The 17,044-nt window shown below is 70.8% G+C and carries 20 protein-coding genes; 9 read left to right on the forward strand and 11 right to left on the reverse strand.

All coding sequences use genetic code 11. The features are described 5' to 3' along the window. The 7 genes from RT051_RS02250 to RT051_RS02280 all read left to right on the forward strand — a co-directional run. Positions 1-197: amino acid--tRNA ligase-related protein (locus RT051_RS02250; protein WP_313070834.1), on the forward strand; the 197-nt coding region annotated here is incomplete at its 5' end. A 144-nt stretch (positions 198-341) separates the two neighbouring features. Next, positions 342-803, forward strand: coding sequence for a dihydroneopterin triphosphate diphosphatase (nudB, locus tag RT051_RS02255; RefSeq protein ID WP_313070839.1), 462 nt, complete (start codon positions 342-344; stop codon positions 801-803). Then, entirely contained in the window at positions 800-1,576 is a 777-nt protein-coding gene (locus tag RT051_RS02260; RefSeq protein WP_313070844.1) for an endonuclease/exonuclease/phosphatase family protein, read from the forward strand. Before nudB ends, RT051_RS02260 begins: the two co-directional genes overlap by 4 nt. Beyond that, a complete protein-coding gene (gene clsB / locus RT051_RS02265; RefSeq protein WP_313070848.1) occupies positions 1,576-2,802 on the forward strand; it encodes a cardiolipin synthase ClsB in 1,227 nt (408 codons plus the stop codon). Before RT051_RS02260 ends, clsB begins: the two co-directional genes overlap by 1 nt. 127 nt (positions 2,803-2,929) lie before the next feature. Further along, complete coding sequence (gene folE, locus RT051_RS02270) at positions 2,930-3,658, forward strand: GTP cyclohydrolase I (protein ID WP_313070852.1); 729 nt, start codon at positions 2,930-2,932, stop codon at positions 3,656-3,658. Positions 3,659-3,702: 44 nt separating this feature from the next. Next, on the forward strand, positions 3,703-4,125 hold the full coding sequence (locus RT051_RS02275; protein ID WP_313070857.1) for a BLUF domain-containing protein: 423 nt from the start codon (positions 3,703-3,705) through the stop codon (positions 4,123-4,125). Beyond that, on the forward strand, positions 4,126-5,010 hold the full coding sequence (locus RT051_RS02280; RefSeq protein ID WP_313070861.1) for a DMT family transporter: 885 nt from the start codon (positions 4,126-4,128) through the stop codon (positions 5,008-5,010). Between the two features lie 5 nt (positions 5,011-5,015). Here RT051_RS02280 and RT051_RS02285 read toward each other — a convergent pair whose 3' ends face one another. Both RT051_RS02285 and RT051_RS02290 read right to left on the reverse strand, forming a co-directional pair. Further along, a complete protein-coding gene (locus RT051_RS02285) occupies positions 5,016-5,723 on the reverse strand; it encodes a hypothetical protein (protein WP_313070865.1) in 708 nt (235 codons plus the stop codon). A gap of 113 nt (positions 5,724-5,836) precedes the next feature. Beyond that, a complete protein-coding gene (locus RT051_RS02290; RefSeq protein WP_313070870.1) occupies positions 5,837-6,445 on the reverse strand; it encodes a hypothetical protein in 609 nt (202 codons plus the stop codon). A 126-nt stretch (positions 6,446-6,571) separates the two neighbouring features. Here RT051_RS02290 and RT051_RS02295 point away from each other — a divergent pair, with 126 nt between their 5' ends. After that, on the forward strand, positions 6,572-7,222 hold the full coding sequence (locus RT051_RS02295) for a LysE family translocator (RefSeq protein WP_313070874.1): 651 nt from the start codon (positions 6,572-6,574) through the stop codon (positions 7,220-7,222). A 72-nt stretch (positions 7,223-7,294) separates the two neighbouring features. Here the strand turns inward: RT051_RS02295 and RT051_RS02300 are convergent, their stop codons facing one another. From RT051_RS02300 to RT051_RS02325, 6 genes are all read right to left on the reverse strand, one after another. Next, positions 7,295-8,701: an amidase gene (locus RT051_RS02300; RefSeq protein WP_313070877.1), complete on the reverse strand. Its 1,407-nt coding sequence runs from the start codon at positions 8,699-8,701 to the stop codon at positions 7,295-7,297. Then, positions 8,698-10,191 carry an ABC transporter substrate-binding protein gene (locus tag RT051_RS02305; protein ID WP_313070882.1) on the reverse strand — a complete coding sequence of 498 codons (1,494 nt, stop codon included), beginning with the start codon at positions 10,189-10,191 and terminating at the stop codon, positions 8,698-8,700. The genes RT051_RS02300 and RT051_RS02305 overlap by 4 nt, the downstream gene beginning before the upstream one ends. Positions 10,192-10,256: 65 nt before the next feature. Then, positions 10,257-11,054: an ATP-binding cassette domain-containing protein gene (locus tag RT051_RS02310; protein ID WP_313070888.1), complete on the reverse strand. Its 798-nt coding sequence runs from the start codon at positions 11,052-11,054 to the stop codon at positions 10,257-10,259. A gap of 91 nt (positions 11,055-11,145) precedes the next feature. Beyond that, positions 11,146-12,135: an ABC transporter ATP-binding protein gene (locus tag RT051_RS02315; RefSeq protein WP_313070893.1), complete on the reverse strand. Its 990-nt coding sequence runs from the start codon at positions 12,133-12,135 to the stop codon at positions 11,146-11,148. A gap of 8 nt (positions 12,136-12,143) precedes the next feature. Next, positions 12,144-12,980, reverse strand: coding sequence for an ABC transporter permease (locus RT051_RS02320; protein ID WP_313070899.1), 837 nt, complete (start codon positions 12,978-12,980; stop codon positions 12,144-12,146). Continuing rightward, the gene (locus RT051_RS02325) at positions 12,977-13,939 is read right to left on the reverse strand and encodes an ABC transporter permease (protein WP_313070903.1); all 963 of its coding nucleotides are present in this window, start codon (positions 13,937-13,939) and stop codon (positions 12,977-12,979) included. The genes RT051_RS02320 and RT051_RS02325 overlap by 4 nt, the downstream gene beginning before the upstream one ends. 183 nt (positions 13,940-14,122) lie before the next feature. Between RT051_RS02325 and RT051_RS02330 the strand changes: the two genes are divergently transcribed. Continuing rightward, positions 14,123-14,386, forward strand: coding sequence for a YfhL family 4Fe-4S dicluster ferredoxin (locus RT051_RS02330; RefSeq protein ID WP_313070907.1), 264 nt, complete (start codon positions 14,123-14,125; stop codon positions 14,384-14,386). 214 nt (positions 14,387-14,600) lie between these two features. Here the strand turns inward: RT051_RS02330 and pth are convergent, their stop codons facing one another. The 3 genes from pth to RT051_RS02345 all read right to left on the reverse strand — a co-directional run bounded on the left by pth (position 14,601) and on the right by RT051_RS02345 (position 17,031). Beyond that, entirely contained in the window at positions 14,601-15,224 is a 624-nt protein-coding gene (gene pth / locus RT051_RS02335) for an aminoacyl-tRNA hydrolase (protein WP_313070914.1), read from the reverse strand. Positions 15,225-15,329: 105 nt separating this feature from the next. Next, entirely contained in the window at positions 15,330-15,953 is a 624-nt protein-coding gene (locus RT051_RS02340; protein WP_313070921.1) for a 50S ribosomal protein L25/general stress protein Ctc, read from the reverse strand. Between the two features lie 112 nt (positions 15,954-16,065). After that, positions 16,066-17,031: a ribose-phosphate pyrophosphokinase gene (locus tag RT051_RS02345; RefSeq protein WP_313070925.1), complete on the reverse strand. Its 966-nt coding sequence runs from the start codon at positions 17,029-17,031 to the stop codon at positions 16,066-16,068. Positions 17,032-17,044 lie beyond the last annotated feature (13 nt).

Raw genomic sequence — 17,044 nt, forward strand, 5'->3', positions numbered from 1 at the left:
CCCCGCACGGCGGCCTGGCCTTCGGCCTGGACCGCCTCATCACCCTGATGACCGGCTCCGAGTCCATCCGCGACGTGATCGCCTTCCCCAAGACCCAGCGCGCGCAGGACCTGCTGACGCAGGCGCCGTCGCCGGTCGATGAAAAGCAGCTGCGCGAGCTGCACATCCGCCTGCGCAATCCGGTGGCTGCCGCGTAAGCCGGGCCGCAGCCGGGCGCAACCGCGATGCCAGGGTTCCGCCAGGACCCTGGCATTTTCATTGGCCGGGCTGCCTGCCCACGCGGGACGGGCCGGCCTTCACTGAGGCGCGCAGGCCTGGCCTGAGCCGGCCTCGCTCCAGGCATGCACAAGATTCCCGAATCCGTCCTGGTCATCGTCCACACCGCCCGGCTCGAGGTGCTGTTGCTGCAGCGCACCCTCTTGCACGAGGGCCAGCCCTTCTGGCAGTCGGTGACCGGCAGCAAGGACTGGCCCGAGGAATCATGGCGCGAGGCCGCCGTGCGCGAGGTGGCCGAGGAGACCGGCATTGACGCCGCAGCGCCGGGCTGCCGTCTGACCGACTGGGGGCTGGAGAACACCTACACCATCTATCCGGCCTGGCAGCACCGCTACGCCCCGGGGGTCTGGCTGAACACCGAACGCGTCTTCGGCCTGCAGGTGGCGCCGGGCACGCGGGTAAGCTTGAATCCCCGCGAACACACGGCATATGCCTGGCTGGACTGGCGCGCCGCCGCCGACCGCTGCGCGTCGGCCTCCAATGCCGAAGCCCTCCTGTGGTTGCCGAGATTTGCCAACTTGCCATGACTGTTGACGTTCACCTGCCTTTCGACGCGCCCGGCGAGCATCCGGGCATCCTGAGGGTCGCCACCTACAACATCCACAAGGGCGTGCAGGGCATGGGTCCGGCCCGGCGGCTGGAAATCCACAACCTGGGGTTGGCCGTCGAGCAGCTGGACGCCGACATCGTCTGCCTGCAGGAGGTGCGCTCGGTCAACCGGCGCGAGGCCCAGTACTTCGACCGCTGGCCTGAGGTGTCGCAGGCCGAATACCTGGCGCCCGAGGGCTACGAGGCCGTATACCGCACCAACGCCTACACCCGCCATGGCGAGCACGGCAACGCGTTGCTGACCCGTTGGCCGGTGGTGGGCCACAAGCACGAGGACATCTCCGACCACCGTTTCGAGCAGCGCGGGCTGCTGCACGTGGAGGTGCTGGTGCAGGGCCGGCCCGTGCACGCCATCGTCGTGCACCTGGGCCTGATCGCCGGCAGCCGCATTCGCCAGGTGGCGCAGATCCAGCGTTTCATCGAGCGCGAGGTGCCCTCCGGTGCACCGCTGGTAGTGGCGGGCGACTTCAACGACTGGGGCCTGCAGATCAAGAACATGCTGGCCGGCTTCGGCCTGTTCGAGTACGACGAGTCGCCCCAGGCCTATACCTACCCGGCGCGCCTGCCCATGGTGCAGCTCGACCATGTCTATGTGCGCGGACTGCGGCCGCTGTCGCTGCAGGTGCCGCGCGGGCGCATCTGGTGGCGCATGTCCGATCACCTGCCCTTGATTGCCGAGTTCCAGCTCTAGTGCCCGTGCCCCCCGTGCGGCGGCCGCGCCCCGGCCATCAGGTCACGCTGCTGCAGGGCACGGCCGAGTACTTTCCGGCGCTGGTGGCGGCCATGGACGCGGCGGTCTCGGACATCCAGTTCGAGACCTACATCTTCGACTGCACCGGCAGCGGCGCCGAGGTGGCGCACGCCCTCATGCGCGCGGCCGGGCGCGGCGTGCGCGTGCATCTGGTGGTGGACGGTGTCGGCACCGGCCAGCTACCCCCGGAGTGGCAACAGGGGCTCGTGCAGGCGGGCGTGCGCATGCAGGTCTATTCGCCGCTCGGGCCCCTGGGCCTGCTGCTGCCGCGGCGCTGGCGCAGGCTGCATCGCAAGCTGTGCGTGGTCGATGGGCGAGTGCTGTTCTGCGGCGGCATCAACGTGCTGGACGACTTCCACGACCCGCACCACGGCCGGCTCGAGGCGCCGCGCCTGGATTTCGCTGTGCAGGTGCAGGGCAGCCTGGTGGCCCAGGCCAGCGACGCCATGGAGCAGCTGTGGTGGCGCCTCAAGGCCGGCCAGGACGCACGCCAGCGCCGGCTGGCGCTGGCTCTGGCGGACTGGCGCGCCGCGCGCAGCGCCAAGTTCAAGGCCCGCCACGCCGAGCGTGCCGGCCGGGGCATGCGGGCCGTCTTCCTGCTGCGCGACAACGTGCGCCACCGCAGCCGCATCGAGCGCGCCTACCGCCGCGCCATCGCCCGGGCGCGCCACGAGGTCATCATCGCCAACGCCTATTTCATCCCCGGCGCCAAGCTGCGCCGCGCGCTCAAGCACGCGGCCGGGCGCGGCGTGCGCGTGCAGCTGCTGCTGCAGGGGCGCTATGAATATTTCATGCAATACCACGCCGCGCGCCCGGTCTATGGCGCGCTGCTGGCCGCGGGCGTGGAGATCCACGAGTACGCCCCCAGCTTCCTGCACGCCAAGGTGGCGGTGATTGACGCCGACGGCGCGCGGCCCTGGGCCACGGTGGGGTCGAGCAACCTCGACCCGCTGTCGCTGCTGCTAGCGCGCGAGGCCAACGTCGTGGTCAAGGACCGCGTCTTCGCCCGCGAGCTGCGCGCGCGGCTGGTGCACGCCATGGAACACGCCGGCCGGCGCGTCGAACCCGGGCTCTACGCCCGCCGGCCCTGGCGCATGCGCCTGCTCGACCGCATCGCCTTCGGCTGCATGCGCGCGGCCTTGTGGGTGACGGGCAACCGCTACTGAGCGCCCTGCGCCGGCCAGGGCGTGCTTTGCTATCGTTTGAATAGCTATAGCGCGGCGCCAGATATCGCCAAAGAGCCAAAAACACCACGAAAACCCGGGCTGCCACACCCTGTTACCATGCCGCCCCATGTCTGATGTTTCCGCAGTTACCGAGCCGCGCGCCGCGCCTGGCGACGAGGGCACGCCCGTCTCCGTCAAGATCCGCGAGCGGCTGGCCGCAGCCCGCCGGCGCTGCCATGCCAACGACAACATCGCCGAGTTCATCGAGCCGGGCGAGCTGGAGCTCTTGCTCGACGAAGTCGAGGCCAAAATGCAGGGCGTGCTCGACAGCCTGGTCATCGACACCGAGGGCGACCACAACACACGCAGCACGGCGCGGCGCGTGGCCAAGATGTATGTGAACGAGGTGTTCAAGGGCCGTTATGCCGAGCCGCCGCCGATCACCGAATTCCCCAATGCCGAACGCCTCAACGAGCTGATGATCGTCGGGCCCATCACCGTGCGTAGCGCCTGCAGCCACCATTTTTGCCCCGTGATCGGCAAGATCTGGATCGGCGTCATGCCCAACGAGCACACCAACGTCATCGGCCTGTCCAAGTACGCGCGACTGGTGGACTGGGTCATGGGCCGCCCGCAGATCCAGGAGGAAGCGGTGGTGCAGCTGGCCGATCTGATCATGGAAAAGACCCAGCCCGACGGCCTGGCCATCGTCATGGAAGCGAGCCACTTTTGCATGTCCTGGCGCGGCGTGCGCGAGATGGACAGCAAGATGCTCAACTCGGTCATGCGCGGCGCGTTTCTCACCGACCCTACGCTGCGGCGCGAATTTCTCTCGCTCATTCCCGGGCGGCCCTGAGGCACAGTCGGCCCTGCCGTCAAACGCCCCCAAGGAATACAGCCATGTTGGTACGCCTGCTCTACGTCAGCCGCGCGGTGGACACCTCGCCCGCCGCCATCGAAGCCATCCTGGCGCAATCGCGCCAGCACAACCCGGCCAGTGGCATCACCGGGGTGCTGTGCTATGGCGGCGGCATCTTTTTGCAAGCCATCGAGGGCGGACGCCGGGTGGTGAGCGAGCTGTTCGGCCACATCCAGCGCGATGCGCGCCACCGTGATGTCGAGCTGCTGTCGTTCGAGGAAATCTCCGAGCGGCGCTTTGGCGGCTGGACCATGGGCCAGGTCAACCTGGCCAAGCAAAACCATGCCGTGATCCTGAAGTATTCCGAGCGGCCCGAGTTCGATCCCTATGCGGCCTCCGGCCGCGTGTCGCTGGCGCTGCTGGAGGAGCTGATGGCCACGGCCTGTGTCGTAGGCCGCGCCTGAGTGTCCCTGCAAGCCTTCGGCCTGATCCTGCTGGCCGGGCTGATCCATGCGCTGTGGAACGTCGCCGCCAAGAAGGCCGGCGGCGATGCACGCTTTGCCTTCTTCACCTCGGTGCTGATGATGGTGGTCTGGGCGCCGCTGGGCTGGTGGCTGGGGCGCAGCGCCGTGCCGCTGTGGGGCGCACGTGAATGGGCCATCGTCGCGGTCAGCGGCGTGCTGCACGTGGTGTATTACGTGACGCTCCTGCGCGGCTACCGCCAGGCCGACCTGACGGTGGTCTATCCGCTGGCGCGCGGCACCGGGCCGCTGCTGTCCTCGCTCACGGCCCTTGCGCTGCTGGGCGAGCGGCTCACGGCCTGGGGCGCCCTGGGCATCGCGGCCGTGGTGGGCGGGGTGTTCCTGATCGCCGGCGGGCCGGCGCTGCTGCGCGCTGGCGGCGGCAGTGGGCAGGCACAGCAGCGGCTACGCAAGGGGCTGCTGTACGGCCTGCTCACGGGCGTGTTCATCGCCAGCTACACGGTGGTCGATGGCTATGCCGTCAAGGTGCTGCTGCTCTCGCCCATCCTGGTGGACTACATGGGCAACCTGGTGCGCGTGGTGGTGCTGGCGCCGGCGGCACTGCGCCGCCCGCAGGAGCTGCGCACGTTGTGGGCGACGCAGTGGCGCTTTGCCCTTGTGGTGGCGGCCGTCAGCCCGGTGGCCTACGTGCTGGTGCTGTTTGCCATGCAGAGCGCGCCCCTGTCGCTGGTGGCGCCAGCGCGCGAGGTGTCCATGCTGTTTGCCGCGCTGATCGGCGGCCACCTGTTGGGCGAGGGTGATCGCGCAGCGCGCGTGGCGGGCGCGCTGCTGATCGCTGCAGGTGTGGGGGCGCTGGCGCTGGGCTGAGCGGCTCAACCCTGGGGCTTGGGCGGGACGGGCGGTGGTTCGATCTCGAACCAGCCCGCGCCCTGGTGCAGGCCGGCGCCCAGGTGCCGCGCCAGGTGGCCGAGCGCCGCGCCGTCCAGCGGCGGGATGCCCGGCGTGGGCGCGGCCGGTGGGGCGTCGGGGGCGTGGCCCTCGGCCTGCACGCGCAGGCGGCCCTCGCTGCCCGGCACGGCCAGGACGCGCACCACCGCGGGCGGGCCGTCCGGCGCCTCGGCCAGGGCGTGGATGGCACCCAGCAACAGGCTCAGCACCGCCTGCTGGGGGGCGCGCGTGGTGGGCAGGGGCGCGCCCTCGCTGCCCAGCGTCAGGTCCAGGCCGCGCATGGCCAGCAGCGGATAGGCCAGCTCGCGCGCCAGCTGCGCCGTCTCGTCCAGCGGCTCGCTGGTGCCGGGCCCCAGGTCCCAGTGGCGCAGGCGCCGCACGCTGTCCGACAGGTGGACCAGGTGCTCCTCGAACTGTTCCAGCTGCGGGCCGAGCGCCTGCTCGTCGCCGGCGCGGCGGCGCAGCACGACGGCGCCCATGCGCATGATGGTCAGCAGGCCGGCGATGTCGTGGCGCACCACGGGCATGGCGCGGGCCAGCACCGCGTGCTGCACGCCCAGGGCGATCCAGGCGGCGTCGGCCTGTGCGAGCGGGGATACGGTCGGGGGGGAAGGGTGCGTGGAGGTGTTCATGGCGTCACGGGCCATTGGAGCAGCGCGCCTGCCCTTTTCCGGGTAGGACAGGGCCGCGTGTAAGCAGGTGTATGCCGGTGCCACGCCGTGCGGCGCGGCGCGGCGCGGCGCGCTCAGCGCAGGCCGGTCAGGGCCAGGTATTCGGCGCGCGTCGTGGGCGAGACCGAGGCCAGCAGCTGCGCGTGCGGCGTCTGGTGGCGCGCCAGCATGCGGGCGCTGGCCACGGCGCGCGACTTGCAGTACCAGTGGCAGCTGTGCTGCATGAGCAGCAGCTCGGCCGTCATGGTGAAGGCGCGCTCGCGCGGCGGCAGGCTGTCGTCGTTGCGCACGGCCCGCGCGATGCCGCGCGCGTGCACCGACAGCAGGTCGCGCAGGTCGAAGCTCGCGCCCGGCAGGACCTGCAGCAACAGGGGCAGTCCGATGGGCAGGCGGCTGACGCGCGCCTGCTCGGCCGGCACGCGGGCGAACGCGGCGACGAAGCGCTCGAACTGTCCGCACAGCTGCTCCTCGCTGGCCACCAGGTTGGCCAGCACCTGCGCGCGCCGCTCGTCGCCGGGCTCGCCCATGGCGCGCAGGTAGCCCTGGGTGAGCGTCTCCAGCAGGCGTTCGATCTGATAGGGGGCCAGATGCTGGCTCAGCAGGGCGATGCGCCTGCGCTGTTGCTGGCCATTGAGCAGCCAGGCACCCGTGGCCGCCAGGGCCACCAGGACGAGAGGATCCATGGGAAAAAGGGAGCGGGAAGGGAAACGGGGCGGGCCGGCACACGCCGGCCCGGGCGCCATTGTGCGCCGGCCCGGGCGCCGCGCCCGGCACAATCGCCGCTTTCCGTCCCGACCTTCTCTCCCCGCATGCCTTCGCTTCAAACCCTGCTGGCCTTCTTCGGCGTCGCCGTGCTGCTGGCGCTCTCGCCCGGGCCGGACAACGTCTTCGTGCTGGTGCAGTCGGCGCAGCGCGGCTGGCGCGCCGGCATGTGCGTGGTGCTGGGCCTGTGTCTGGGCCTGGTCGGGCACACGGCGGCCGTGGCGCTGGGGCTGGCCGCCGTGTTCGCCGCCTCCAGCACCGCGTTCACGGTGCTCAAGCTGTGCGGCGCGGCCTATCTGGCGTGGCTGGCCTGGGGCGCTCTGCGTGCGCCCGTGGGACCGGGCAGCGCGCCGCCTGCGCCCGGGCAGCAGGCCGGCCCGCGCCGCGCGGCGGCGGGCCTGCGCATGGTGGGACGCGGAGTGGTCATGAACCTCACCAACCCCAAGGTACTGATCTTCTTCCTGGCGTTTCTGCCGCAATTTGCCGACCCGGCGCGCGGGCCGCTGGCGCAGCAGATCCTGGCGCTGGGGCTGGTCTTCATGCTGGCGACCTTCCTGGTGTTCGGCGCCATCGCCTGCTTTTCGGGCGCATTCGGCGCGCTGCTGCAGCGCTCGGCGCGGGCGCAGCGGGTGCTCAACCGCACGGCCGCCGTGGTGTTCATCGGTCTGGCAGTGCGGCTGGCTCTGGCGCAGCGCTAGCGATTTTGTAGCTATAAACCCTAGTGCTGTAACGGTTCCAGGCGGTTTTCATGGTGATCTTGCAGCGCCCGCTCAGCCCGGCGGCTGCGGCCAGGGCCGCTCCTGCCCACGCAGCTGCTCGAAGGCGCGCGCCACGCGCAGCACGCCCAGGTCGTCGAAGCGCTGCCCGGCGATCTGCAGGCCGATGGGCAGGCCGTCGCTGCTCCAGCCGCAGGGGACGGACGCGGCCGGCTGCTCGGACATGTTGTAGGGCACGGTGAAGGCGATGTGCTCCAGCGGGCGCAGCGGGTCGTTCGTGGGCGAGGGCAGGGCCGCGGGGAAGGCGGTGATGGGCGCCACCGGCGACAACACGTAGTCCACCTGCGCGGTGGCGCGCACCGTGGCCACGCGCGTGGCGTGAAACTGCTGGCTGGCCTCGAACACCTGCGCCCCGTCCAGGCCGGCGGCGCTCAGCGCCCACTCGCGGATGAAGGGCAGCACCCGCGCCTGGCGCTCCTCGGGCAGGGTGCGCAGGTCCATGTACGAGCGCATGCGCCAGAAGTGGTCCATGCCGTCGAGCATGGCGCGGGTGAGAAAGGGCTGCAGGGGCACGATGGTGGCGCCGGCCTGCTCGAACAGGCGGGCGGCGGCCTCGATGGCGGCGCGCACCTCGGGCTGCACGGGCAGGCCGCAGCCGGCGTCCAGCAGCAGGCCCAGGCGCAGGCCGCGCAGCTGCGCGGGGGCGCACTCGAAGCGCTCCCAGTCGATGGCCTGGGGCGGCAGCGCCATGCTGTCGCGCGCGTCGGGCTGCGCCAGCACCTGCATCAGCAGCGCCGCATCGGCCACGCTGCGCGTCATGGGGCCGGCGGCGCGGCCGGTGTAGGGCGGGTCGATGGGGATGCGGCCCAGGCTGGGCTTGAGGGTGAAGATGCCGCACCAGGAGGCCGGCAGCCGTACCGAGCCGCCGATGTCGGTGCCCACGTGCAGCGGCCCGTAGCCGGCCGCCGCCGCCGCGCCCGCGCCGGAGCTGGAGCCGCCCGGGCCGCGCTCCAGGTTCCAGGGGTTGCGCGTGAGCGGGTGAAACGACGACAGGCCCGAGGACAGCATGCCGAAGTCCGGCATGGTGGTCTTGGCCAGGAACACGGCGCCGGCCTCGCGCAGCCGCGCGGCCGGGGGCGCGTCCTCCATGGCCGGGACCAGGTCGGTGGCGGCCGTGCCCAGGGGCGTGGGGTCACCCCGGGTGGCGATGTTGTCCTTGAGCGTGGCCGGCACGCCGTCCAGCGGCCCGCAGGGCGCCCCGCGCAGCCAGCGCGCCTCGCTGGCGCGCGCCTGCTCGAGCGCCGCCTCGGGGCGCAGCAGCCAGGTGGCCTGCAGCCGCGGCTCCCAGCGCGCCACGTGCGCGAGCACGGCGCGCGTGACCTCCACCGGCGAGAAGCTGCGTGCCCGGTAGCCGGCCAGCAGCTCGCGTGCGGACAGTTCGTGCAGGGCGGCTGCGCTCATGACCAGGACAGGGCAGACAGGTCGTTGACGAAGATCGGCATGTCCTTCCACAGCCCGCGCAGGCCCTTGGCCGCCACGGTGACCCACTGCGGCTGGTAGAGAAAGGCGTGCACGCTGTCCTCGGCCAGCAGGCGCTGTGCCTCGCCCAGCAGGCGCGCGCGGTCGGCCGGGCGCGTGGCGGTCTTGATCTCGTCGTAGAGCCGGTCGAACTTCTCGGACTTGTAGCCCCAGTAGTAGTCCGGCTTGGCGAAGTTGCCCAGATCGAACGGCTCGACGTGCGAAATGAGGGTCAGGTCGTAGTTCTTGTTGCCGTAGGTGCCCGACAGCCACTGCGCCCATTCCACGTTCTGCAGCTTCAGCGTGATGCCGACCTTGGCCAGCTGCGCGGCGATGACCTCGCCGCCCTGGCGGGCGTAGGGCGCAGGCGGCAGCGTCATGGTCAGCGTGAGCGGGGTCTTGACGCCGGCCTCGGCCAGCAGGCTGCGGGCCTTGTCCGGGTCGTAGGGATTGAGGCCCGTGGTGTCGACGTAGCCGAAGGCGCCTGGCACGTAGTGGCTGCCGATGGGCACGCCCAGGCCGTCGGCCGCTCCCTGGATGACGGCCTTCCTGTCGATGGCGGCGGAGATCGCCCGGCGCACGCGCACGTCGTCCAGGGGCTTTTTGGCGTTGTTCATGGCCAGGATGGTCTTGGCGCGCGAGCCGCTGACGACCACCTGAAAGCGCGGGTTGCCCTTGAACTGCGCCATGCTGCGCGGGGTGACGCGGGCGAACAGGTCCACGTCGCCGGCCAGCAGCGCCGCCACCTGCGCCGCCGGGTCGGGAATGAAGCGGAAGGTGGCGCGGCGGATGCGCACCTTGGCCGCGTCGCGCCACTGGTCCCAGGCGATGAGCGACACCGAGGCGCCCCGGCTCCAGGCGCCCAGCCGGTAGGGGCCCGTGCCCACGGGCTTGGCGGCGTTGGTCTCGGCGCTCTTGGGCTCGACGATGATGGCTGTCGCCTGGCCCAGCAGGAACAGCAGGTCGGGGTCGATCTCCTTGTTGAGCAGCACCACGGTGTGCTCGTCCACCACCTGCGTGGTCAGGCTGGCAAAGGTGCGCTTGTCCTTGTTGGTGCTCTTGTCGCCGCCGGCGCGGTCGAAGGAGAATTTCACGGCCTCGGCGTTGAAGGGCTCGCCGTTGTGGAACGTCACGCCCCGGCGCAGGCGGAAGGTGTAGGTCTTCAGGTCGGGCGAGACCTCCCAGCTCTCGGCCAGCAGGGGCGAGACGCTGCCGTCGCTGTTGATCTTGGTGAGCGTCTCATAGACGTTGTAGAGCGTCACCTCGGCGATGGAGGATGCGGCGCCCGCCGTCGGGTCCAGGCCCGGCGGCTCCAGGGTCATGGCCAGCGTAAGGCTGTCCTTGGTCGAGCCCTGGGCCAGCGCCTGCAGCGGCGTGGCCAGGACGCTTGCAGCCAGGGCGCTGGTGGCCAGGGCAAAGCGGCGGGTGAACATGGGTGTGTCTCCTTGGGCTGGGGAATGCTGCACTGCACGAAAAACAGGCGCCGGGCGTGTTTGTACTACAGCAGCCGCGGCACGGCCCGCACCAGCGCCTGGGTGTAGGGATGCTGCGGGCGCGAGAACAGCTGCTGCGGCTGGCCGCGCTCGACCACCTCGCCGGCGCGCAGCACGAGCACCTCGTCGCACAGGTGGCTGACCACGGCCAGGTCGTGGCTGATGAGCAGGTAGGTCACGCCGTGGCGCTCCTGCAAGTCGGCCAGCAGGTTGAGCACCTGGGCCTGCACCGACACGTCCAGCGCGCTCACCGGCTCGTCGGCCACGATCAGCCGGGGGCGCGTGATGAGGGCGCGGGCGATGGCGATGCGCTGGCGCTGGCCGCCGGAGAATTCGTGCGGGTATTTGTGCGCGTCGCTGCTGCGCAGGCCCACCTGGGCGAGCACCTCGGCGACGCGCTCGACCTGCTCGGCGCGCGGGGCGCGCGCCAGCGCCGCCAGCGGCTCGGCGACGATGCGCTGCACCGTCTGGCGTGGGTCGAGCGAGCCATAGGGGTCCTGGAACACCATCTGGAAGTCGCGCCGCGCCGCGCGCAACTCTGCCGCCGGCAGCCGGTGCAGGTCGCGGCCGAGCAGGTGCACGCTGCCGCCCGTGGGTGTCTCCAGCGCCATCACGATGCGCGCCAGCGTGGACTTGCCCGAACCCGACTCGCCCACCACGCCCAGGCTGCGGCCGGCGGCGATCTCCAGGCCCACGCCGTGCAGCACGGGCAGCAGCGGGCGCGGGCCGAGCAGGCGCTGGCGCGGCAGGCGGTAGTGGTGGCGCAGGTCGTGTACCTGCAGGAGGGGGGCGGGAGCGGTCATCGTGGCTGGCCCCCGTCCCGCAAAAAAATCAGGTCAAAAACCCGATGTGCCGTTGTCCTCTCTAGACTTCCAGCTATGAATACTGGAGCAATCATGGCTCCTCCAGGCGGATGCACCGTGCCATGTGCTCCGGCCCCAGCATCACCGGTGCCGGCAGTGCCGCGTTGCACGCCGCGATGGTGCGCGGGCAGCGCCCGGCGAACGGGCAGCCCGGCGGCAGGTCGGCCAGCTCGGGCACGGTGCCGGCGATGGCCGGCAGGCGAAAGCCCGGCACCCGCCCCGCGCCCAGCTGCGGGCGGGCAGCGAACAGGCCCTGGGTGTAGGGGTGGGCCAGGCGCTCAAAGACCGCGCGCGTGGGGCCGGCCTCGACCACCGCGCCGCCATACATGACCAGGGTGCGCTGCACGGCGCCGGCGATCACCGCCAGGTCGTGCGAGATCAAGAGCAGCGCCATGCCGCGCTCGGCCACCAGGCCCTGCACCAGCTCCAGCACCTGCTGCTGCAGCGTCACGTCCAGGGCGGTGGTGGGCTCGTCGGCAATCAGCAGGTCCGGCCCGCAGGCCAGTGCCATGGCGATGGTGATGCGCTGGCGCTGGCCGCCCGAAAACTGGTGCGGATAAGCGTCCAGTCGCCCGGCGGCGCCCGCGATGCCCACGCGCTCGAGCAGGGCGATGGCCTCGGCGCGGGCCTGGCGCGCACTCAGGCCCTGGTGCAGGCGCAGGGGCTCGGCCACCTGCCGGCCGATGGGGTGCACGGGGTTGAGCGCCGTCATGGGCTCCTGGAACACCATGGCCATGCGGTTGCCGCGCAGGCGGCACCACTGCGCCTCGGGCAGGCCCACCAGCTCCTGGCCGGCCAGGCGGATGCTGCCCGCCACCTCGGCGCCCTCGGGCAGCAGGCCCATCAGCGCCAGCGCAGTGAGCGATTTGCCGCTGCCCGATTCGCCGATCAGCCCCAGCGTCTGGCCCTGCGCCAGCGTGAAGTCGAGCGCGTGCACGGCGCGCACCCGGCCCCGCTGCGTGGGCAGCGTGATGGCCAGGTTCTGCACTTGCAGCAGCGGGGGCTGGGGGTCTGCAGCCATGGCCGTCCTCATCGCTGGCGCACCAGACGCGGATCGAGCACGTCGCGCAGCCCGTCGCCCAGCAGGTTGAGCCCCAGCACCGCCAGGGCGATGGCCAGGCCTGGCCACACGGCCAGTAGCGGTGCCTGGAACATGAGCGTTTGCGCCTCGGCCAGCATGCGGCCCCAGGAGGGCTGCGGCGGCTGCGTGCCCAGGCCCAGGTAGGACAGCGCGGCCTCGGCCAGCACCGCGAGCGCGAACTGGATGGTGGCCTGCACGATCAGCACCGAGGCGATGTTGGGCAGCACGTGCTCCAGCGTGATGCGCGCCGCGCCCTTGCCGCTGGCACGCGCGGCCAGCACGTATTCGCGCGACCACACGGCGTGCGCCGAGGCGCGCGTGACGCGGGCGAAAGTGGGCACGTAGAAGATGCCGATGGCGATGATGGCGTTGACCAGGCCCGGGCCGAACACGGCCGTCAGCATGATGGCCAGCAGCAGCGCGGGAAAGGCGAAGGTGAAGTCGGCCACGCGCATGATGAGCTCCTCCACCCAGCCGCCGCGCGCCGCGGCAACCAGGCCCAGCAGGGTGCCCGCGGCCAGGCCGATCCCTACGGCGATCACCCCGACGGCGATGGTCGCGCGCGCGCCCACGAGCAGCAGCGACGCCACGTCGCGGCCATAGGCGTCGGTGCCCAGCCAGTGCAGGCGGCTCGGGCCCTGCAGCGCGGCCTGCAGGTCCATCTCGTAGGGCGGCCAGGGCGTCCAGGCGAAGGACAGCAGCGCCGCCGCGACCAGCGCCCCGCTCAGCAGCGCGCCCAGCACCAGGCTGCGGTGGGCCAGCGCCCGGCGTGCAAAGGCGCTCATGCGCCGGCCGCCTTCACGCGCGGGTCGATCACGGCGTAGAGCAGATCGACCACGAAGTTGACCACCACCACCATGGCCGCCAGCAGCATCACGCAGTTGCGCACCACGACGAGGTCGCGGTTGGCGATCGACTGGAAGATGAGCCGCCCCAGGCCCGGCAGGTAGAACACGTTTTCCACCACGATGGTGCCGGCCAGCAGGTTGGCGAACTGCAGGCCCATGACGGTGACCACCGGGATCATGGCGTTCCTGAGCACGTGGCCGAGCAGCGCGGCGCGGCGCGACAGCCCCTTGGCGCGGGCAGTGCGCACGAAGTCCTCGCGCAGCACGTCCAGCACCGCCGAGCGGGTGATGCGCGCCAGGATGGCTGCCTGCACCACGGCCAGCGAGATGGCCGGCAGCAGCAGCGCGCGCAGGGCGGGCAGCACGCCGCCGCCGTCGGCCGGGCGCCAGCCCGGAAAGCCGCCGGCGGCAAACCACTGCAGCTTCACCGAAAACAGCAGTATCAAGAGGATGGCGAACCAGAAGTTGGGGATGGCGATGCCGATCTGCGCCAGCGTCATGACGCCCACGTCGCCCAGCCGGTTGTGGCGCGCCGCGGCATAGACCCCGGCGGCCAGCGCCAGCACCGTGGTCAGCAGCATGGCCAGCAGCGCCAGCGGCAGGGTGAGCGCCATGCGCTCGGCAATCAGTTCGCCCACGGGCGAGCCGTAGGCGTGGCTGGTGCCCAGCTCGCCCGTGGCCAGGCCCGCAAGCCAGTGCAGGTAGCGGCGCCAGGCCGGCTGGTCCAGGCCGAGCTGGCGCGCCAGTTCGGCCACCGCCTCGGGCGCGGCGTCCGGGCCGAGCAGCACCTGCGCGGCGTTGCCGGGCAGCACCTCCAGCACGGTGAACACCACGAGCGAGGCCGCCAGCAGCGTGGCAAGCAGGGTGCCCAGGCGTTTGAGGAAGAAGACAGCCATGTGTGCAAGAAGGGCCGGCGGGCGGCGCCGGGCCCGCAGCATAGCCGCAAAAGCCGCAGGGGCTCCCCGGCCATGGCGGTGCCCGGCAGGCCGTGCACCGGCCCGGGCGGATAATCCGCCCATGTCCGCCGCCCGCCCGTCCCGCTGCCGCCCTGCGCGGCCACCCTGTGCCGGGGGCCTGCCATGGCCCTGAAGATCACCGAGGAGTGCATCAACTGCGATGTGTGCGAGCCGCAGTGCCCCAACGAGGCCATCTCCATGGGCGAGGAGCACTATGTCATCGACCCGGCCAAGTGCACCGAGTGCGTGGGCCACTTCGACGAGCCGCAGTGCGTGGCCATCTGCCCGGTCGCCTGCATCCCCAAGGACCCGGCGCACCCGGAGGACACCGAGACGCTGCTGCAGAAGTTTCAGCGCCTGCAGTGGCAGCAGGCCCTGGTAAAGTAAGGGTTTCAGGTCTTTTTGGCCTCAAGCCCGCGCCACGCAAGGGCTTGTAGCTATCAAATTCGCAAGTCCGTCTTCCTCCCTCCCCCGCTGAGGGAGGGCAGGGGTGGGGGCCAGCGCCGGTGCCCTCGTCACACGGCAGGCTGGAGCGCGCCGGCCCCCATCCCCGCCTTCCTCCAGAGGGGGAAGGGGCCAGAGGGTCGGAAAAATAGACTGTTCAGCCAGCAGCCGGCGTCGCCGCTGGCGGCCGCGGCGGCTTGGGCCGGGGTGGCTTGGTCGTGTTGATCTGCTGCACGGCTTTCTCCATGTCGCCGTCCAGCAGAACCGGCAGGGCCTTGAGGGCGTGGGTGATGCTGTCCTCGATGCGCTCGCGCTCGGGCTGCGCCGGGCGCTTGAGCACCCAGCCCACGACCTCGTGCTTCAGGCCCGGGTGGCCAATGCCGATGCGCAGGCGCCAGTAGTCAGCCGTGCCCAGCTGGGCGTGGATGTCGCGCAGGCCGTTGTGGCCGCCGTGGCTGCCGCCCTTCTTGAGCTTGACCACGCCGGGCTCGAAGTCGAGTTCGTCGTGCGCGACCAGGATTTCGTCGGGCGCGATCTTGAAGAAGCGCGCCAGCGCCGCGACCGACTTGCCCGACAGATTCATGAAGGTCTGCGGCTCGAGCAGCCACACCGGCCGGCCCTGCACGTTGGCGCGCGCAGCCAGGCCCCAGTAGCTGCGCTCGGGCACGAGCTGCACCTTGAGCGAGCGCGCCACCTCATCCACCCACTGGAAGCCCGCGTTGTGCCGCGTGCCCTCGTATTCCGGCCCGGGATTGCCCAGGCCGACAAACAGCTTGATCATCGGAGCGATTATTCAGGACGCCGCAGGACGGAAAAACGAAAAAGGCCCACACGCGGCGGGCCTTCGGTGCCCGGGCGCAAAGGCCCGGGCAGGGGCGGCGAAGGATTACTTCTTGCCCTTCTTGGCCGGAGCGGGTGCGGGCGCGGCAGCGGCGGCGTCCACCACCACTTCGGGCAGCTTGATGGAGATCAGCGCCGGGTTCTTGTTGGAGCCGCGCACCACGGCCTTGACGCCGTGCGGCAGCTTGAGCGACTGCACGCCGGGGGCGGTCTTGGAGGTGATCTGGCTCAGGTCCACCTTGATGAACTCGGGCAGCTGCGCGGGCATGCAGACCACATCCAGCTCGTGCATCACGGGGGTGACGGTGCAGCCTTCCAGCTTGACGGCGGGGGATTCCTCCACGCCTTCGAAGTGCAGCGGCACCTTCAGGTGCACGCGGGTGCGCTCGTCCACGCGCTGGAAGTCCACGTGCAGCACCTGCTGCTTGAAGGGGTGGTACTGCACGTCGCGCAGCAGCACTTTGCTAGTCGTGCCGTTCAGTTCCATGTCCAGAATGCTGGAGTGGAAGGCTTCCTTCTTCAGGGCGTGCCACAGGGCGTTGTGGTCCAGCTCGATCAGCTGGGGCTCGGTGCCGCCGCCGTAGACGATGCCGGGTGCGCGACCCGTGATGCGCAGGCGGCGGCTCGCACCCGTACCTTGCTTGGCGCGCTCAAAAGCGACGAATTGCATGTTGATAACTCCTGATGGGGGCCGGCCGCGACCAGCTCGGCCCACTGTTGAAAACGGCCCCGGTCCCCTTGGGCGGGGTGGGGCCTGCGTTGTGTTCCGGAGCGAGGCGTGGTTACGCTTGCTCCGAGAACAGACTCATCACCGAGTCGCCCTTGGCGATGCGCCGGATGGTCTCGGCGATCAGCGGCGCCACGGACAGCTGGCGGATCTTGGGGCAGCCCTTGGCGGCGTCGCTCAAGGGGATGGTGTTGGTGACCACCACTTCGTCCAGGGCCGAGCCGCTGGCGATGCGCTCGATGGCCGGGCCGGAGAAGATGGGGTGCGTGCAGTAGGCGTAGACGTTCTTGGCGCCGCGCTCCTTGAGCACCTCGGCGGCTTTGACCAGCGTGCCGGCGGTGTCGATCATGTCGTCCATGATCACGCAGTTGCGGCCCTCGATCTCGCCGATCACGTGCATGACTTCGGACACGTTGGCCTTGGGACGGCGCTTGTCGATGATGGCCAGGTCACAACCCAGCTGCTTGGCCAGCGCGCGGGCGCGCACCACGCCGCCCACATCGGGGCTGACCACGATCAGGTCTTCGTACTTCTTCTGGTTCAGATCGCCCAGCAGCACCGGCGAGGCGTAGATGTTGTCCACCGGGATGTCGAAGAAGCCCTGGATCTGGTCGGCGTGCAGGTCCATGGTCAGCACGCGGGCCACGCCCACGGCCTGCAGCATGTTGGCCACCACCTTGGCCGAGATCGGCACGCGCGTGGAGCGCGGGCGGCGGTCCTGGCGGGCATAGCCGAAGTAGGGGATGACGGCGCTGATGCGCTCGGCCGAGGCGCGCTTGAGCGCGTCGACCATGATGAGCAGCTCCATCAGGTTCTCGTTGGTGGGCGCGCAGGTGGACTGAACCACGAACACGTCGCGCGCACGCACGTTCTGCTTGATCTCGACGGTGACTTCGCCATCGGAGAAGCGGCCCACGTCGATGGCGCCCAGGCCCGTGCCCAGATGGCGGGCGATGTCTGCTGCAAGCACGGGGTTGGCATTGCCCGTGAAAACCATGAAATCAGGGGAATGGGCTTGCATGAGCAGATCGACG

The sequence above is a fragment of the Melaminivora sp. genome, from assembly GCF_032059615.1.
GTDB lineage: Bacteria > Pseudomonadota > Gammaproteobacteria > Burkholderiales > Burkholderiaceae_C > Melaminivora.

Excerpts from the sequence above, each read along its gene's own strand:
- nudB (WP_313070839.1), top strand. The coding sequence starts at position 342 with ATGCACAAGATTCCCGAATCCGTCCTGGTCATCGTCCACACCGCCCGG.
- RT051_RS02260 (WP_313070844.1), top strand. The coding sequence starts at position 800 with ATGACTGTTGACGTTCACCTGCCTTTCGACGCGCCCGGCGAGCATCCG.
- folE (WP_313070852.1), top strand. The coding sequence starts at position 2,930 with ATGTCTGATGTTTCCGCAGTTACCGAGCCGCGCGCCGCGCCTGGCGAC.
- RT051_RS02275 (WP_313070857.1), top strand. The coding sequence starts at position 3,703 with ATGTTGGTACGCCTGCTCTACGTCAGCCGCGCGGTGGACACCTCGCCC.
- RT051_RS02285 (WP_313070865.1), bottom strand. The coding sequence starts at position 5,723 with ATGAACACCTCCACGCACCCTTCCCCCCCGACCGTATCCCCGCTCGCA.
- RT051_RS02290 (WP_313070870.1), bottom strand. The coding sequence starts at position 6,445 with ATGGATCCTCTCGTCCTGGTGGCCCTGGCGGCCACGGGTGCCTGGCTG.
- RT051_RS02295 (WP_313070874.1), top strand. The coding sequence starts at position 6,572 with ATGCCTTCGCTTCAAACCCTGCTGGCCTTCTTCGGCGTCGCCGTGCTG.
- RT051_RS02300 (WP_313070877.1), bottom strand. The coding sequence starts at position 8,701 with ATGAGCGCAGCCGCCCTGCACGAACTGTCCGCACGCGAGCTGCTGGCC.
- RT051_RS02305 (WP_313070882.1), bottom strand. The coding sequence starts at position 10,191 with ATGTTCACCCGCCGCTTTGCCCTGGCCACCAGCGCCCTGGCTGCAAGC.
- RT051_RS02310 (WP_313070888.1), bottom strand. The coding sequence starts at position 11,054 with ATGACCGCTCCCGCCCCCCTCCTGCAGGTACACGACCTGCGCCACCAC.
- RT051_RS02315 (WP_313070893.1), bottom strand. The coding sequence starts at position 12,135 with ATGGCTGCAGACCCCCAGCCCCCGCTGCTGCAAGTGCAGAACCTGGCC.
- RT051_RS02320 (WP_313070899.1), bottom strand. The coding sequence starts at position 12,980 with ATGAGCGCCTTTGCACGCCGGGCGCTGGCCCACCGCAGCCTGGTGCTG.
- RT051_RS02325 (WP_313070903.1), bottom strand. The coding sequence starts at position 13,939 with ATGGCTGTCTTCTTCCTCAAACGCCTGGGCACCCTGCTTGCCACGCTG.
- RT051_RS02330 (WP_313070907.1), top strand. The coding sequence starts at position 14,123 with ATGGCCCTGAAGATCACCGAGGAGTGCATCAACTGCGATGTGTGCGAG.
- pth (WP_313070914.1), bottom strand. The coding sequence starts at position 15,224 with ATGATCAAGCTGTTTGTCGGCCTGGGCAATCCCGGGCCGGAATACGAG.
- RT051_RS02340 (WP_313070921.1), bottom strand. The coding sequence starts at position 15,953 with ATGCAATTCGTCGCTTTTGAGCGCGCCAAGCAAGGTACGGGTGCGAGC.
- RT051_RS02345 (WP_313070925.1), bottom strand. The coding sequence starts at position 17,031 with ATGCAAGCCCATTCCCCTGATTTCATGGTTTTCACGGGCAATGCCAAC.